Genomic DNA, 18,319 nt, shown 5'->3' with positions numbered 1-18,319 from the left:
ATGCTAGCAATGATAGGGACTTAGGGAAATTTAGGTAATGCGAGGTTATGTCTAAATACAATAATTGGTGCGCCCACCAAGACTCGAACTTGGATCGATCACTTAGGAGGCAACTGCTCTATCCTGTTGAGCTATAGGCGCATTATCAAGTGCTATTGTAAAAAAAAGCGTTCATAAAAGCAATCAATCAAAAGTAATTAAGCGTTATGTGCCATTACTGAGGCCATTAGCGACCTTCACTGATGATTAACCGCTAGATTCTTTAGCACCGGAGGATGGATTAAATAAGTCATCCATACTGTTCTTATAGCCATCGATATTGTCATAATCGTAATTTTTTAAAACATCTTGCCCAGCGCTTGAGAGTAAAAAATTCCGGAAACTAACGGCAACAGGATTGTTGGTTAATATTACTCCATCAACCGAGTGAGTATCTTTTGTCGCATAGCTAAAAGAAGTTAAATTACGTGCTTCATTATTGGCCGTCTCAGTGCTGGTTGCAGAATCTGCGACTACGCTCTCTTGTGGCATACCATTAGCGTTAACTTGACTTTGATTGCGCTCCGTTTGAGTATTGTCAATTAAGTTTTGCAATGGGGCTAGGCGAGTTTGAGTAATCTTATCATTAGCAATAATGACATCGACAACAAAGTTATCGATAAGAGACGACGGCTCATTACTAAAAGTACCATCAGAAATACTGGTATCCGGTAAGACAAACAACGCCTTGGTAGGGACGTAATGAGCCAAAACTTGCACATTAGGAAAGCGTGATTCAAATTTTATGATTAAATCATCTAATGGCATTTGTATTTTATCTTCTGCTTGTACGTACAAGATATTGATAGCAGTTGTCTTCGCGTCGCCTTCAGTGTCAGTCGTCGATTGCTCGTGTTCGCTTACCGTAATGGGTAATGGATTCATATTTTTACGATTGCTGCTCCATAGCCATGTGAAGATACCAATGAGTATAATCAGCAGCAATAAAATGAGTCCAGCCAATAGTAGCTTGTAGTTTTTCATAGTAACAGCACGCCTTTTAATCAATATTTTATTAATAATTTGAATTATTTTATTATTGTCATTAAGTTAAGTTAATTAGGTTAAAGGCGATGATGCATAACCTCATCAGCTAAGTCTGCCAACATATCAACGAAGATATCGTTTGTTGCGGTCGCCATAGTAGATGAGCTCGATTGTTTAGCGGGTGTTATATTAACCGCTGCATTTGCTAAGGCGTTATTTTTTGAATCATTAGACTGAGTCGTGCTGCTACTATCTATTATCGTATTCAGAGCTGACGGACGCGTGATTAATTTGTGCGCGGCTAATGGCGATTGACCGCTAATGAGTTTGTCTTCAAGCCAGTCAAAACCATGGGCTTCCCACCACGCTTCAAACAGAGGTAGCGTACTTCCACGTACCGCAGCAGGTAGGTTTAAGGTACGCAGCTTTTGGGCTAACAAAGGGTCGTGAATGGCTTGCCGGCGACTGAGGTACAGCGCATTGATGTCATCATTATAAAGATGCCGCCGTTGCCAGGCACTATTATCAATCTTCATCCGTGGCAGTTGCCACAGTATGCCTCTATAATATACGACATATAATCGGCGTTTGGGATGAACAAAAATAGCATCAATGGGACGCAGTGGCATAATAGTTGATTATCTCTTTGCTAAAAAATGGGGAAATGGGCGTGGCTATCGAATATTATGTATATAGCTCTCTATTCATAATTCTTCAAGGGTAGGGTGTTTAAGGTTGAAGTACGCGACACTGAGTGTCGTAAGTTAGTAGATACGTGCCTTGTGTACTAGCAAATAAACTATATCAGTGGCAAACTACAACGGTACTAAGTGTTAGTACCATTATAAATATCAGTCTCAGCACTTAATGACCCGCACTTGATTTAATATCATTAAACCAGCAATACCGATGCCATTTATAAAAAGACGTTTTGACTTAAAAAAGGCATTTTAGCAGAAATACAAAACGGGCACGACCTCCAGACATAAATTGATGAATATGGATGGCCGTTTTATTATGCTTGAAAGATAATAACTGCCATCCATATTACGGTCACTAGCATTGAATACCATATTTATTTCATCTCATATCCCATTATTATAATTAGATTGTTGTCTATGTTTACGATTATTCAGTCCCACCGCACCGAACGTTTAGTTGAGCAACTGCTTACTGCTTATAAATCTAAAAACCTGCCAATTTTTGATGAGTTTATTGTCATTGTACCCTCTATGGTCCTTGGCGATTGGTTGGATAAGTCGATTGCTAGCCAAGCTGGTATTAGCACTTTGGTGACCACTAAATTTTGGGGCCAGTATCAATGGACATTGATGCAAAAGGTGTTGGCTGAACATAATATATGGCTTGAAAGTCAACAGCGGGAGCAAGAGATAGTAACCGTCCCAGAGGTCGCTGTATTGACCGGTGCGGTAATGCAGTGGCGGCTGTTTGGGTACTTTACTTATTATCAAACAGAGATTATGGCAGATGAAAAACATCCCCTGTATCCATTACTATCCGCGTTATTAGATGTCGATGCGGATCGTAGCCAGCAGGACGTGCGGCTGTGGTCGCTTGCTACAGATTTTTCACGGGTATTTAGCCGCTATTTAACTCACCGTGAGGATTGGTTGACCTTATGGTCGCAGAATAAGCCTGTCGATGTAGAAGCTTTGGTAGCTGACAAAGATAAGCTGACTATGAAATTTGATAAGTATGCTGGCGAGACTCCTGAATGGCTGGTCGCTCATTATACTGAGCTTGAGGCTGCACAGCGTCATCTATGGCGTCTGTTATTTGCTTCGGTTTATGAGCACCGTGCGGCTATCGAAACGCGTTTTTGGCAAGTTATGGTAGTCAATAGCCCGTCAGCGAATTCAATAGCTGATAATAAAGAGAGGAGTGTTGATTTACAGCAGATACTGCCTAAGCAGCTGCATATTTTTACTATTCAGCAGTTGCCACAAAACGAGTTAAGTTTTCTGCAACGCTTGTCGAAATATATCGATATTACCTTACTGCATTACAATCCTTCACAGCTATTTTGGGCGGATATTGTCGATAAACAGTGGCTCCAACGTCAACAGGTGATTAATCCTGAAAGAGTTTTTTTACGTGACTATGGTCATACTTTGTTATCGAGGCTAGGTAAGCAGTCGCGTGAGACCTTTGCAATGCTGGCAAGTTTATCGGGCAATGATGATACAGAGGATTTTAAGCTTGATTGGCAAGACAAGTTCGATGCTGCCGATGATGAGTTTGGGACAGATGATGACGCAGAGCAGCCATTAAGTTTGCTCGCGCACCTGCAGCAAGATGTGCTCATGCTCGATGAAAGTGCCACTCAGCAGACGACTGCTGGACGACTGAGCGCGGCGCTTAGCACCCAGATGCAGCTTAATTTAGAGAACGAAGAAGATAAAGAAGGTACTAATAAAAACAGCCTAATCAATAATGAAAGCGATAACAAAAATCAGAATAATAACGACTGGTATAGCGATGATAGTTTAGCCAGTAAGCGCAACCAGCAGCCACGACAATGGCAGCTGTCACAATATGATAATAGCCTAAGTATACATTCATGCCATAATCTACAGCGCCAACTTGAAGTGCTGCGCGGTATGATTGGACGTTGGTTAAATGAGGCTAACGACGATAGTAGTAAACGTCATCTATCCGATATTGTGGTTCTATTGCCAGACGTTGATCGTCATCATGAACTTATTAACTCAGTATTTGTTAATGGTAGGGGGCAGGATGGTCTGACCTTACCAGCCAAAGTCACAGGGGTGGTTGATAAGTCGATACGGCAGTTATGGGAAGCGATACGTGGATTTTACGGTTTGCTCGGTAGCGATAGTGCCCGTTTTGAAGCGGCAGAAGTGCTAGATTGGTTAATGCTGCCGCCGTTATACGAAAGCCTTGGGCTGACCCATGAGCAGATGAGTCGCGGTTGCGATTTGTTGGAGCAAGCAGGCTTTGTACGTGGCTTTGATGAAGCTCATTTGCAGCAAAGTTTAGATGCGCAAGATTATGATTATCGTTTTAGCTTTACCTATGCGCTAGATCAAATTGCTTTAGGGTTAATCATGCCTGAAGCCGTTATCAGCGCTTGTCTATATCCAGATAATTGGCAAGATAATGCCTTAGCGGAAAAAACGATACCACTTGCAGCGATTAGCTTGGCTGATGCGCATATTATTGAGGCGCTGTGCCGTATACATGCAGGACTTAATACTTGCCGCAATGAATACCAAGCGCGCTATAAGGCTGAGGACTGGCTAAATAAGATTGAGAGTAGCATTATCCATCCTTATTTCGGGGCGTTAGATCAAACGCGCTCGATGCGGGCTATTTTTAATGCGATGAATGGCTTTAAGAGTAGCTTACGTGCCAACCGCCATTATCAACGTTACCATGCCGATGTTATCGATAGTGCTAATAGCACTGATAGCGACTCTACACAAACGAATACTTTATCTGCCGCTCAAGTGGAAGCCCGGTTGTCACAAGTGAGTACTTTACCGCTTAAACTGAGTTTTATGCTGGATAGTATCGAAGATGAGCTGGAAAGTCAGCAAGTCAGTGCCGAGCCTACAGGAGTGATTACCTTTGGGCGTTTTGGGGCGTTACGTAACGTGCCCTTTGGCCTAGTGGTTATGCTCAATATGGATTTGTCCGAATTTCCCAATCGTGATCGGGACAACCGCTATGATTTGATGAAATCTGGGCTGGCACGTCGCGGTGATAGATTCAGTGAAGATGATGACAATGGCGCGTTTCTAGATGCGCTGCTATGTGCACGAAATGCCTGTTGGATTTTTTATAATGGTCAGCGTTTGACTGATACCCATGAGCATTTACCTGCTAATCCAGTCAGTGAGCTGTTGCAGTTCTTACAAGGAGAAGTGCAATGGCAATGGGATCCGCTTAAGAATGCTCAGCAAGACGCACAGAATAAAATAGATGCCGACGTCAGTATAGACGTAGGTGCAAATACAGATACAGACAATCATTCTGACAGTAACACCAATAATAATGAAGACAGCAGTACGGCATTAACTGCACAAGTTCAGCGTTATTTGCCCAAGCTTATTGAACAGTGGCTGGTCACCCGCCATTCTGCATTACCTTTTGCTAAGGAAGTCTTTGTAGAGCCCGACGCTTTAAATGTAAAGTCGGCTAATAGCTCAGAGCCTGACCAAGCGCTGCTGCAGTTATTAGAGCGCGCGATGCTAGGCGAAAAAACATATCAACAAAGCACTAATGCGCCTGCCAAAGTGTGGGAACAAGTGTTTGAGCGTCTGCATGCTCAAGATAATGCTAGCTCAAACACTGATGCGTGCCATTCTATTAAGGTCAAGCTGCCTAGCAAAGCCGATTATGCCACCATTGCTCAGTGTATCGACTCAGCCAGTGACTCTAATGTTCATAATGATATTGATGGTGCTGATATTAATACTTATAAGCTAGATATCGTTCAGGTCGATATGCAGTATTTAGCTTATCAAGTAGCTCATCCTGCCAAACACTTTTTGAAAGAGCAGCAAGTACATGTGGTTGTGGCTGGGGAGGATACAGTGCACCAAGAGCCTTTAACGCTATCTACCTTGGATAGTTATAAGCTGACCAATCAGTTGCTCAGTGGGCTACAACCTCAGAACGATGCTCTTAATACTGCTAATGGTAATGTTGATAGTGTAAATGATAGCTATGCCTCTGATTCACTAAAGAACCCATTAAACAATCTGCTATACGACCCGGTTATGCCAGCAGGGGTAGCGCGGCAATCAACCTTAGAGTATCAGCAGCTTAAAATTACTCAGCAGTGTCGCGACTTCGCTGCACAGTTGGTAACTTTGAATATTGACGTAACGGCTACCGAACTTGCTAATCAGTTTTCTAGTCAGCATTCAAGCGATACTAATAGCTATAGCATTGCTTGTCTGAGCTTATTAACGCCTTGCACTGAAGTAATTAGTACGGTGTCCGCCGCAGATATGAACTCTCAAGGTAGATTGAAAGTTAAAGGTAGCGTGCCAGTAGGCAGCGACGTTAATGGCAACGATGACCATGATAGTGAGGATAAGTCAGCACAAGCGCCTAAGCTTTGGCTCAACATGTTGCCCAATAGCGCCCGCAGTCAGCATTTGCTACGCTTTTGGTTGGCGCATGTCTATTGGCAGGTAGCGCGGCGTACCACAGAGTTGCAAGTTGCTAATGAGGATGGCAAAAGTATTTGGCATTTTAATAAAGCCAGTCCTGAGCATAAGGACTATAAAGGAAAAACTACTTTTTCATTGGCCCCTATTGTCTATGAGACTGCATTGGCTGAGCTGCTTAAATGGATTCGGTTTGCTCATATTGCAGGTACCCGACCGCTAACTATACTGCCTGTTTATGCGTTGACTTATCTTAATAAAGTCAAAGAGGCACAAGATAAAGACATCGTCTATCAGTTTAAGCGTAATGATTTTGACAGCTGGTTACGCCCGGCTTATAACAGCAATGATATCTACGATACTTGCTCACAGCATGAGCTATGGCAATATATCCTCTATAAGCAAGATGCTTTTAAGGCGCTAACGGATGCTTTGTCAACATTGACAGAACCTTTATTTGCACCAATGAATAAGGCGTTAATCCCTTTATAAATTGCGTATAAACATCTAATAAGCAACAACTTTAACGAGCGCCTTGAACAAGTGATTTTTTATGGATTCATATAGCAGCGAGACCATTAGTAACGAGCCTGTTAATAACGAGAACATGAGGTCTGATAATTCCGACAATCCTGAATTTTCAAGGAATGATTCTTCAACTAAGGAAGCAGCAGACGACACTTTAGCAGATACAGCTGCTACTAATGTACAACTACTACCACCAGCGGTACGAGTGCCGTTAATGGGTCAGTATTTGATTGAAGCCTCAGCAGGTACTGGTAAAACATGGACGTTAACTGGGATTGTACTGCGCTTATTGATTGAAGCCAAACGTCCACCTGAGCATATTATTGCCACTACTTTTACCCGTGCGGCGGCAGCTGAGATGCGGGAACGTATTCATGCGCGTTTGGTTGATTTTTATCAATTGCTACAGTGGCTTAGTATCTTACAAAACAACACCGCTACCCATGAAATTCTCTATCCGCAACTGGTAGGTAGTAATACGGATAAGAAAGACCGTAAAAAAGCCGAAGTTGTTGAAAAGGACAAGCCATCGTCTAATAAAGTCAGCCCAGCGCAGCGCCACACTCGGCAGCAGTGGTTAGAAACGCAAGCTAAGCTGGCAGGTAATGCAGATTTGGTTGCCGATCCTATTAATCAGCATTTGCTAGCGTATCTATTAGATAATACCGTCGATTATCCGCTGGCTGAGGCGATTAGGCGCTGTGCCTTAGTACTGACTACTTTGGATAAGTTATTTGTTGGGACGCTAGACAGCTTGTCGCAAAAATGGCTGTCTGAATATAGTGCTGAGACTGGGCATCAGCAAGGTATGCAAATCAGCGACCAAGAACAAGTGGTGATAGAGAGTATCATTCACGATGAAGTGCGTGCTTTTCAAAGTAAGTTATATTATCAAGAACCTGATATTTATCAGTTATTACTGCATAGCAAGCGCTTAACCTCACCGGTTGATCATTTAGGCATTGCCCAAAAATCTATTCAGTTTATCTCAACCCCAATTGATGCAGTAGAGATGGGCGATGATATTGACTTTGTTGCTTACAGCCAAGCATTAGCCGATTTTAAAAGCTGTGAATTAAATGATATTGCTCCGTATTTTGATAAGGACTATCGTAAAGCACAAGGATTCAATGCTAGTGCCAGTATTGGTACTCGAGCTGAGTCTATTATTGATATCCAGTCTAGTATTCAGCAATACGATGGGGCTTTTTTTACCCACTTAGATGACGATGCTCAGAAGTTTTATGATGCGTTGCCTTTTGCCTTTTTGAGTAAAGATGAGGGCGGTAAAGGTTTTAATAAAGGTAAGGAGGCTGAGCGTCTCGCCTTTATTAACCTTGAAAGTATACGAGCGTTAAAAATAGTGTATGACTATGCTGAACAAATTAATAACTACCTTGATGCGCGCATCGAGCAGCTCAATCGGTATATTGCCCTGCAAGTACGGCAAAAGCTGCCGTCAATACTAGAAACTCGCCGTGAGACCACTTTTGCGTTACAAATGGTGCGCCTAAACCAAGCGCTATCTGGTAAACAAGGGGCGCGGCTGGCACGTTATATTCGCCACCATTATCCGGTTGCCCTCATTGATGAATCGCAAGATATCAATGGTGAGCAGGCACGTATGATTGAGCGTATTTATTTGACCAAAAATAACCAAGACAATCAGAATAATAACAGCAGCAATCGTGGGTTTTTATTATTAGTAGGCGATCCTAAGCAAGCCATCTATGGTTTTCGCGGTGGTGACGTTGCCAACTATAACGCCATGAAAACGCATTTTGATGCCAAGCATATGATGAGTTTAGATGTGAATAGACGTTCTAACGAGCGTTTGATTACCGCGCTTAATCATTGGTTTGGACGCTCAACACCAGCCATTAGTGCTGAAAACACCTCAGACTCGCAAGGTGCTGACCAATTAGCGCAACTAGGTAAGAATATTTATTATCAGCATATTACCGCCGCTAATACGGGAACTCGGCTGTCATGGCAGCAAACCTCAAATCAGCAATCTAGTCTCCCATCTGAAGCAGCAGCTATCTTGTCAGACAGTCCGGTCAGTATTATTCATCTGCCTTATGATAAAGAAGCAAAATATGATGCCTCTGAGCTTACCGCACTGCATATCGCAGCTTTGCTCGCCAGTCAGCAAACCATAGAAGGTCGGCCCTTACAGCCCAGTGACATTGGGGTGTTAGGACGTACTAAGCGTGCACTCAAGAAAATCGAAGATATGCTGACTAAGCTTGGTGTACCAACGCTTGAGACCGCAGAAAACAATGTCTTTGATACCGCTATGGGTACTGATTTGGCAGCACTCCTAGAAGCCATGCTGCGTCCACATCGCCGCGATATTATTAACCGCGTATTGACCGGTCTTTTTTACCAGATGAGCCTTGATGAGGTACAAGCTTTGATGCTCAGTATGGAGCAAGATGATGCGTCACAACAAGATACGAATGCTTATACTGATATAAATAATGAGCACTACGAACAAATTGAGCTCAAACAGCGCTATCAAGACTTCCAAACTTATCTAAAAACAGCGGCTAGCCAGTGGCAACATAACGGTATTTTATCGGCGCTACATTACTTAATCGGTCACAATCCTATTACTAAGCAAAGCATTTGGGTCGGTCTCGCTGACTTAGAAGAGGGGGCGCGTTACTTGATGGATTTGCGTCATTTGATGGATATCTTAGCGCAGCATGGCATGCATATTGGTGAGCATGAGCTACTAGCTTGGTACAAAAAGCATATGAACAGCCAGCGTACCCCTGAGTGGGCGCAACAGCAACCGCTGCCGACTGAGTCTGGTGTGCAACTGATGACTATTCATAAGTCAAAAGGGCTAGAGTTTCCTATAGTGTATGTGGTGGGTATGGATGGCGCTAGTCCTAAAGCGGGCGGTCGTGATAAGCACAATCTATACTTATATGACCATGAGCATAAAAACAATAATGAACTGCAGCTAACAGAGGGTAACGGCGAGCGGCGCTTATCAGCCAGTAAGGGTAAGGTGCATAGCAAGTCAGCGCAAGGTGAGCCTGAGACCGACTATTATGCCCAGTTTGAGACTATTGAAAACTACGAAGAACTTAGACGGCTGGGCTATGTGGCTTTTACTCGTGCTAGTGAGCAGTTATATATCGTGTTAAATGATTCGGGTAAAAATACAGATTTTGAGCGCAAGCCAAGTTTGCAATGGCTCAGCTGTCAAGATCAAAAGTTTACGCTACCAGAACGCCTACAAGGGCATATCGGCTGGCTGCCTTATAGTATCGTTGAAACGCAAGCTGAGGCGCTTTTAAATAACCATAAAAACCATAAGCATAATCACACCAATGACGAATCTAAACCTGATCCTGATGCGATGATTCGTATTGACTATCAACCGGCTTATGAACAGGTACGAGCTCATCAATTTAAGGGATGGGCAAAAACCAGCTTTACCGCTTTATCTCGGCAGCTTAGCGAACAAAGCCAGGCGTTAGCTGTTTTTGATGATGGTATTGAAGACGAACTGGATTTAACGGACAGTATTACTTTATCACCGTCTTCTTATGCTACAAAATCTATGAGTGGGATTTTAGCCGTAGAAGAGGCGAGCGAAGACAATAGTAGCTTAATCAATGAAGATGACATTCGTTTTCGCTTTGTTAAAGGGGCTAATGCCGGTACTTTTTTGCATCAAGTTTTTGAGAAGATAGATTTTAATAATAAAGATAAATGGTCAGCCATCATAGACCAAGGTATTCGCCAGTATCAGCTGCCACTCAGCTATACCAGTGCCGCGTATCAACAGCGTCTGCAACCACAGAGTGTGTCAGACTTAACAACAGAGTCAGCAACTAATACAATTTTAACGGCCACTGATGACTCAATCGAGTTAATAGCAGATAGCACGCCGTTAGCCGTTGCTCATGATGAATTGATAGCTTGGGTAGCAGATGTGCTAGCTGCACCATTATTAGCGTCAGGTCAGCCATTACAAGCGTTAGCACTCAAGCAGCGCATTGCTGAGCTGGGCTTTAATATGGGGCTTTCTGATGGTTTTATACCTGAGCGTATCAATGATGCCTTCATAGAACATCTACCTAATGAGCCCGAAAAACATATTCAGCTTACCACTCAGTATTCCGATTATGTCTATCGCTATTTGCGCGGTGAGATCGACTTGGTTTATGAATATGCTGGCAAGTACTACGTGGTGGATTATAAGAGTAACTATTTAGGAAATAGCCTAAGTGATTACGATACTAAAAATCTAAATTCAGCCATGAACAAAGCGGGTTACTGGTTACAAGCTGCCATCTACCAAGTGGCCTTACACCGTTTCTTACGTCTACGTTTGCAAAACTATGAAGGTAATGAAACTCAGTATCTGGGAGCAGTGGAGTATGTATTTTTACGCGGTATTGACTCACAAGGCCTGCATAATTACGGACGTATTCAATGGGAAATCCCTTTTGGATTAGTGAAAGCCTTAGACGATTTATTTGGCAAACCAGCTAACTAGTTACTAATTTTAACTTTCTATCTTTAAAACGCTGACTCTAAAATACTAATTAATGGATACCTGATGAGTGATTCTATAAATACAAATATAAAGCCAACGCTAGATCCAGTTACTGGTGAAAACGTGAGCGCCGCTGCTATTCCCTCTACAAAGGCCAAACCCGTGCAGCTGCTGGCGAAAAGCGGGGGAAAGAGCAGCAATCAAAAAAACAGAACTGCTAGCACTATTAATAATAGCTGGGCTACGACCATCAGCCGTTATCTACTAGAGCGCCGTAAGCAGACGCAGACAGTATATCAAGCACAGTTACAACCGGGTGCAGTTGATAATGAACGTAGTGATACAAAGGATTGGTTGTTTGAAGCTATTTTCGAAGTGCTAGTACAGCGTTTAGAAGAAGGGCATACCGTACTGGTTTTGGAAGCTAGTGCGGATATTAATATCGATGTTGATACTGAGTTGCAAGATAAGGATGCGGAATTATCAACATGGCAACTACAGTTATTACAGCCGTTGTTACAACCGTTACTTATTCAAGCTGAGGACATTTTGGAAGCGACGATGACGACCGGTATCAAACTACTAGAGAATAGAGAGTTATGGCAAGCGGCAATATTACAGTCTTCATTACCACTTTATGAAAAACAGATATTAGGGCAGCGCTATGCCACTTGTGTACAGCTTTATAACTTCTTAAAAGCAGATAATCAGTCCCAAAGTGAAACATCCAACTTACAAAAAAATAGCCTAAGCAGGTTTATAAAGTTATTAGAAAAGAAACAGCTATTTAGTAATAAAAAAGATATTAACAGCCCAATAATTTTTCAAAAAGGGAAAATCTTACAAAGTAAGCTATCAGTAGATAACAACTCAATAGTAACTTTATGGCTGCATCGCACGTGGCAAGCAGAATATGCTCTTGCGCGCCACATCATGCGCATTAAAAGCCAGACTGTTAATAAAATTCCTATCATTCTCAATCCACTATTAAACACTGAGCAGCAAGATACCATCCATATGGCCAACGACTCAGCCTTTAGTATCATTACCGGAGGACCAGGCACGGGGAAAACCTTTACCGTTGCACAACTAGTCATTGCCTTGCAGCAAGCGCAAGCTGAAGACGTAGTAGGGGACAGCTCCAGTAAGGCGAATCTCGCACTCGCAGCACCTACTGGTAAAGCTGCTCAGCGTATGCAAGAGTCGCTACAAGATGCATTGAAACAGGTAGGCGCTACTATGCAATTGCCCGAAGCTAAGACTATCCACCGCTTGCTTGGCATTGGTCGCGGCGGGCGACCACGTTATAACGCTGATAATCCATTGAGTGAAGATATTATTATTGTCGATGAAGCCTCAATGCTTGGAGTAGAGCTGGCTAATTACTTAGTCAGTGCCATTAAGCCTAAGGCGCGGCTTATCTTGTTAGGGGATGCCGATCAGTTAGCAGCAGTAGATGCCGGAGCAGTGTTAGCCGATCTATGTCGCATTCCTGCGCTACAAGATGTACATAAGCGTCTTGAGATTAGCAGGCGCTTCACTGCAGAGTCTGGCATCGGTAAGCTTGCACGCTTGATTAATCGAGACGATCATTTTGACTCTGATACCCAGGGAATGAAAATTAATATGGCTGCAGTATGGCAGTTAATCAGTGAAGATGAGTCATTAAGCTTTTATCACCTAACTGAAGCATTCAATGAAACACTATCTAAGCCAACAAATAGTGAGTATATAAGCAACAATCAGATAGTAAATAGCCTAAGTAATTATAAATTCCTAAAAAAAATACTAAGAAACTACCAACAATATATAACACAAAACAAAAACATCCTAACAAAGATGACAAAAGCAAAATCTATGCCAACTACTGAATACATCGATTATTTCAACGAGCTAATAAAAACATTAAATAAATTTAGAGTACTAACTGCCGGTCATCACGGACGCTGCGGAGATCATTATATTAACCGTTTTTTAAGCGAACAACACCGGAATGAGCTAAAGCTATCCTTGTCTAAATCACCTTGGTATCACGGACGTCCTATTATGGTTCTACAAAATAACTATGAACTAGGATTATTCAATGGCGATATTGGTATTTGTCTGCAAACTGAAAAAGGTAGGCTACAAGTGTTTTTCGAAAATAAGACCCAAGGTATTTCTATTAATATGCTCAGCGATGAAATGATAGCCACTGCTTATGCAATGACTATTCATAAGTCTCAAGGCTCAGAATTTGAGCATGTTGTCATTAGTTTTGACGATCAAAATGGACGTCTACTTAGTCAAGAGCTGATATATACTGCCGTCACTCGTGCTAAACAGCGGGTAACGATATTTAGTACCGCTTCTGCCTTTACGCAGGCTTTAACAACACCCACTAAGCGCCAAACAGGGTTAAGTTTACAATTTTCAAGATTCGATTAAATTTCTTAATTAAAAGTTATTATCTTAAATTTTGATTAGAGTTACTGACTAAAAAAGTCATATGAGATGAGTATTTAATAAATATCAAGCATTCAAAAGATAGAAGAAATATTAGTACTGACTTTTAAAACAGCTTTGAATAAGGTTCATAATTTTATCTATAAGCCTAATCAGCTCACGGTAAATTCTGTCATAGAAGAAAAGTAGAACACTGATTATGTATCGGGTAGATTTATACTAAGCTTTGAGCTGACTAATACACAAGTGGCTAATATATGGATGACAAGGACTATTCGTTTTAGAGCTGCAAAAATAACGCCCACTAAAGTAGGGCAGTTTGTTACTTTTTGGGAAAAGGTGTTAGTAATACCAATCAGTAAAACGGCGATTGGACTGTTTTTTTGACATCAGTGATATAAATACAATACCTATAAATAAGACACTAGCGTTATATGCTTAATAGAATTACTTTTAACCAAAAAAAGCACCTAAACGGGTGCTTTTTTTATTGCTACAACTTACTAAAAAAAGATAGGGCTTATATTTTATCTTCTTTAATAGCATAGATACCTGGCAGATGACGCAAGTAACCATGAAAATCCATACCACAACCATAGACATAGCGATCAGCGACATCAAGACCAACAAAATCGACATTAAAGTCTTTTATTTTACGATCATGTTGCTTATTAAGTAGGACGCAAGTCTCAATAGAGAGAGGGTTTTCTTTACCAAGCTCTTCTACGATAGCTTTTAGGGTAATACCTTCATCAAAAATATCATCAATCAATAATACATACTCGCCTGCAAGACTAACTTCAGGCTTAAATTTCCAATCAAGCTCATTAGTACCCTGATTATCACGATAGCGTGAAGCATGGATGTAATGCATGCGATGGTAAAACGTAAGGTGAGTAAGCAGTTGACCGGCTGGAATGAGTCCGCCGTTCATAACGACCATAACAATTGGATTGAGTCCAACATAATGTAGATTAAGCTGTGCAGCAAGACGCTCATAAGCAGCGGCCACTTCGATACTACTGATGAGGCACTCTGAGTTACGCAGGGTCTGTTCAATTTCTTGATTGCTGATTTGAGTCATAGGTTGCGCCTTCGGTAAAAAGTGCTGCTTATTCTAGCAAGTTTTACTGAATTTGCCCAATGCAACATGCCGTTTAACACAAAAATAACTGTCTATTGTCATCAGATATCTATTAATCAGCGATATCTATCAGAAATGGACGGTAAAATCGTGCTAAGCGATTTAATCCATCATCGGGTAGCTGTGGCAACAGTTTATTGAGTGCCATACTCATGCCTTTATCGATACCAGCTTTAGCAACTGGAATAGATTGACGCTTAATCATGCCAAGCTTGAGTGTTTCAGTAAATTTGCTGATAAAGTGAGTGAGTGATTCTTCGGTCATGGTTTCAAGCGCTATTTTAAATTTAGCTTTATCCACGGTCTCAGGCGTTACCGCTGCAAAACCTCCAATAATTGTCTGTGCTGACTGTTTGGATAATGCAAAGCCAACGCGGCGCATACCGTTATTATCAATAAACATGCTCTGGTTCTTTAAAAAGTTAAAGCTTGGCATGATGTCTTCATTTTTATCTTTACCGAGAAGCACATTTAGCAGCGTTTCTGTTGCCCGCTCAATAGTACCGACAATCTTGCGCATAGAAGCTTGCCGTTCGGGATTAGGAATAACATCTATGAGACTGATCAATAAATTATCTATCAGCTCACTAGCAATTTGCTGTGTCAACTCGTTACGATAAGGGTAGTATTCCACCTTCTCATTCGAGTCAATGATACGTTCCGCCTCATCAATCATACCGTTTAATTTGTCCGAGGGTAAAAATCCAAAATAGTGTGTCATACTTTACCTTTATTATTAATATTTAATGTATCTTTGTGCCGTAATATCAGCTATTACAGCTTAATACTATATTAGTTATATCAGTATCTTCAAATTTCTAATAATAGCGTGACTATAATGTTACACAATGGATATTAAACGTTACATTTTATGTCGAATAGGCTAAAATAAAATCAGGGTATCGACTTAATAGCGTTTAAAACGTCCGCATAATGCCCTTATTTATCTAGTTAATCCCATAACAACTTACTCTAGGTATTCAGAAATGCCTTTTATTCATACTATTGCGTAGGGATATCTAAACGGTATTCTAATCTAGCATAATCGTAAAGCTTTAACCGTAAAAGCTTGCACTTAATAACCACATAGAACATTTATATAAAACAGGTAAAACAGGTAAAACAGGTAAAACAGACAAAACAGACAAAACAGACAAAACAGACAAAACAGACAAAACAGACAAAACAGACAAAACAGACAAAACAGACAATACTAAAACCTTACCTGTACTTATTATGGAAAAACTATAAAAGAAGGCAAAGGCTTGCCAACCATGACTTATTTGAGGAGATAAGATGAACAGTGCCATTGTATTATTATTTGGCGTCGCTGCGATGCTCTGTGGTTATATTTTTTATTCAAAGTTTATCGCTACTAAAATCTTGGCATTAGATAACAGTCGCCCCACGCCAGCCCATACTATGAAAGATGGGGTGGACTATGTCCCTACCAATAAATACGTGCTATGGGGACATCACTTTACCTCAGTTGCTGGTGCGGCACCTATCATCGGTCCGGCCATTGCTGTGATTTGGGGCTGGTTGCCAGCGGTGCTTTGGGTCGTCTTTGGGACGATTTTTATGGCAGGCATCCATGATATGTCAGCCATATGGGCGAGTATGCGCAATAGAGGTCAGTCTATCGGCTCTATTGCGGGTACGGTCATGGGTTCCCGAGTTCGTAGCTTGATGATGATTGTTATCTTTTTGCTACTACTTATGGTCAACGCTGTATTTGGGGTCGCTATTGCAAATATGCTGATTAAAACCCCCTCAGCAGTATTACCGGTATGGGGCGCATTAGTAGTTGCCTTTATTATTGGTCAGTGTATTTATCGCTACAATATGAGTTTGCTTTGGGTATCGATAATTGGAGTATCTGCGTTATATGGACTTATTTACCTTGGCCCTATGTTTCCTATTGTATTGCCTGAAACAATCTTAGGACTACCAGATAATGCGGTTTGGATTATCATTTTATTTATCTATGCCGCGATTGCATCGTTATTGCCGGTATGGATGTTATTACAGCCTCGTGATTATATTAATGGCTTGCAGTTATTTGTGGGCTTGATTTTATTATATGCGGCTATCTTTATCTCCTCTCCTGATATCGTCGCACCAGCCGTTAATATGGATTTACCGATAGGCACACCGTCAATTATGCCATTGTTGTTTGTGACCATTGCTTGTGGGGCCATATCCGGCTTCCATGGTTTGGTTGCAACAGGGACGACATCGAAACAAATCGATAAAGAAGAAGATGCGCGTTTTGTCGGTTACTTTGGTGCGCTTGGCGAAGGTATGTTGGCATTAGGTGCCATCCTTGCCGCAACGGCAGGTTTTGCAAGCCTTGGCGATTGGCAAGCAGTCTATCAAAAGTTCGGCGATGGTTCTATCGGAGCATTTATTGATGGCGGTGCTACGATATTAAATGCCGGCGTTGGCATTGATACTGTGTTAGCACAAACGATGCTTACCGTCATGGCAGCTCTATTTGCGGGGACGACCATGGATACAGGTGTACGCTTGCAACGTTACATCTTCCAAGAATTTGGCGAATTTTATAACATTCCCGTATTAACCAAAGGCGTGGTTGCAACCCTTCTAGCAGTAGGAACGTGTTTGCTATTGGCATTTGGGGCAGGCGGTATCGATGGCTCAGGTGGTATGATTATCTGGCCGTTATTTGGTACTACTAACCAGTTGATGGCGGCGTTAACACTAATGATAGTGACGGTGATTTTGCTACGTAAAGGCAAGCCAGTTTGGTATACTTTAGCGCCCTTATCCTTCTTATTAGTGATGACGGTATTGGCTTTATTACTACAGCTTAAAACATTCTATGTTGATGGCAACTGGCTACTCATTACTATGGATATCATTATTTTGATCGCCACTATCTTAGTAACCTTTGAGAGTTTCTCAGTATTACGCCGAGAATGGTCAGAGTATAAAGGTAAAAATAAAGTTGAATAATTGACTGTTTATTGATAATAATCAAAACTAAGTAAAGTAAAACGCTGGCAACTGCTGGCGTTTTTTTATGGTATATTTTAGGGTCAACTCTTTATAAGTCTTGACAGAAAATCAGGTAACATTATGAATAATGAAGACAATAACAAGCCAGCAAGTATGCTGCCAGATGATTTGGAGGACTCAAATCAATCATTGAACGCACCAGCTACAGCTGATTATGCTCAAGAGACTACACCCTTGTGGCAACGATTCTTAGCAGGTCTTAACGAGTTCTATCATGCTCCTTATCGGCAAACGATGGCACGGGCAGCACGTGATGAAGAGGATTTTTTTATGCTCCTGATGTTCGCTGAGAGTTTAGGGATTGATAACCCAGCCAGCTTTTATACGCTAGAACTACAGCCGCTATTTTTAGAGAACTTCCATGAGTGGCACACGCGCATGGGTATGGACAGATGCCCCTTTGACCATATTGGCTGTTGCTAGTTTTTTTGAGTTTGAACAATAACTACC

The 18,319-nt window shown here is 41.6% G+C and carries 11 protein-coding genes and 1 tRNA gene; 6 read left to right on the top strand and 6 right to left on the bottom strand.

From position 1 onward, the window contains the following. Positions 1-65 precede the first annotated feature (65 nt). The 3 genes from JMY06_RS08500 to JMY06_RS08490 all read right to left on the bottom strand — a co-directional run bounded on the left by JMY06_RS08500 (position 66) and on the right by JMY06_RS08490 (position 1,655). Positions 66-141: transfer RNA gene (locus JMY06_RS08500), tRNA-Arg, on the bottom strand. 105 nt (positions 142-246) lie between these two features. Beyond that, positions 247-1,023, bottom strand: coding sequence for a hypothetical protein (locus JMY06_RS08495; protein WP_201617892.1), 777 nt, complete (start codon positions 1,021-1,023; stop codon positions 247-249). A gap of 80 nt (positions 1,024-1,103) precedes the next feature. Further along, on the bottom strand, positions 1,104-1,655 hold the full coding sequence (locus JMY06_RS08490) for a hypothetical protein (RefSeq protein WP_201617891.1): 552 nt from the start codon (positions 1,653-1,655) through the stop codon (positions 1,104-1,106). Positions 1,656-2,144: 489 nt separating this feature from the next. Here JMY06_RS08490 and JMY06_RS08485 point away from each other — a divergent pair, with 489 nt between their 5' ends. From JMY06_RS08485 to JMY06_RS12015, 4 genes are all read left to right on the top strand, one after another. Continuing rightward, complete coding sequence (locus tag JMY06_RS08485) at positions 2,145-6,680, top strand: exodeoxyribonuclease V subunit gamma (RefSeq protein WP_201617890.1); 4,536 nt, start codon at positions 2,145-2,147, stop codon at positions 6,678-6,680. A gap of 250 nt (positions 6,681-6,930) precedes the next feature. After that, positions 6,931-11,238, top strand: coding sequence for a UvrD-helicase domain-containing protein (locus JMY06_RS08480; RefSeq protein ID WP_413786906.1), 4,308 nt, complete (start codon positions 6,931-6,933; stop codon positions 11,236-11,238). A gap of 63 nt (positions 11,239-11,301) precedes the next feature. Continuing rightward, on the top strand, positions 11,302-13,665 hold the full coding sequence (gene recD / locus JMY06_RS08475) for an exodeoxyribonuclease V subunit alpha (RefSeq protein ID WP_201617888.1): 2,364 nt from the start codon (positions 11,302-11,304) through the stop codon (positions 13,663-13,665). Between the two features lie 279 nt (positions 13,666-13,944). Further along, positions 13,945-14,070 (top strand): MepB family protein, encoded by a 126-nt coding sequence (locus tag JMY06_RS12015; protein WP_201617887.1) that lies wholly within the window; start codon positions 13,945-13,947, stop codon positions 14,068-14,070. 133 nt (positions 14,071-14,203) lie between these two features. On the opposite strand, the gene JMY06_RS08465 is transcribed toward JMY06_RS12015, so the two are convergent. From JMY06_RS08465 to JMY06_RS08455, 3 genes are all read right to left on the bottom strand, one after another. Next, entirely contained in the window at positions 14,204-14,767 is a 564-nt protein-coding gene (locus tag JMY06_RS08465) for a hypoxanthine-guanine phosphoribosyltransferase (protein WP_201527072.1), read from the bottom strand. Between the two features lie 112 nt (positions 14,768-14,879). Then, positions 14,880-15,548 carry a hypothetical protein gene (locus JMY06_RS08460; protein ID WP_201527075.1) on the bottom strand — a complete coding sequence of 223 codons (669 nt, stop codon included), beginning with the start codon at positions 15,546-15,548 and terminating at the stop codon, positions 14,880-14,882. A gap of 334 nt (positions 15,549-15,882) precedes the next feature. Continuing rightward, positions 15,883-16,137 carry a hypothetical protein gene (locus tag JMY06_RS08455; RefSeq protein WP_201617886.1) on the bottom strand — a complete coding sequence of 85 codons (255 nt, stop codon included), beginning with the start codon at positions 16,135-16,137 and terminating at the stop codon, positions 15,883-15,885. Here JMY06_RS08455 and JMY06_RS08450 point away from each other — a divergent pair. Further along, a complete protein-coding gene (locus tag JMY06_RS08450; protein ID WP_201527078.1) occupies positions 16,124-17,806 on the top strand; it encodes a carbon starvation protein A in 1,683 nt (560 codons plus the stop codon). The genes JMY06_RS08455 and JMY06_RS08450 overlap by 14 nt on opposite strands. Before the next feature lie 192 nt (positions 17,807-17,998). Continuing rightward, a complete protein-coding gene (locus JMY06_RS08445; protein ID WP_320157856.1) occupies positions 17,999-18,292 on the top strand; it encodes a cory-CC-star protein in 294 nt (97 codons plus the stop codon). Positions 18,293-18,319 lie beyond the last annotated feature (27 nt).

The organism is Psychrobacter urativorans (assembly GCF_904846675.1).
Lineage (GTDB): Bacteria > Pseudomonadota > Gammaproteobacteria > Pseudomonadales > Moraxellaceae > Psychrobacter > Psychrobacter urativorans_B.
Note: the sequence above shows the minus strand (reverse complement) of the source record. Positions and strands in the feature narration are given on the sequence as shown.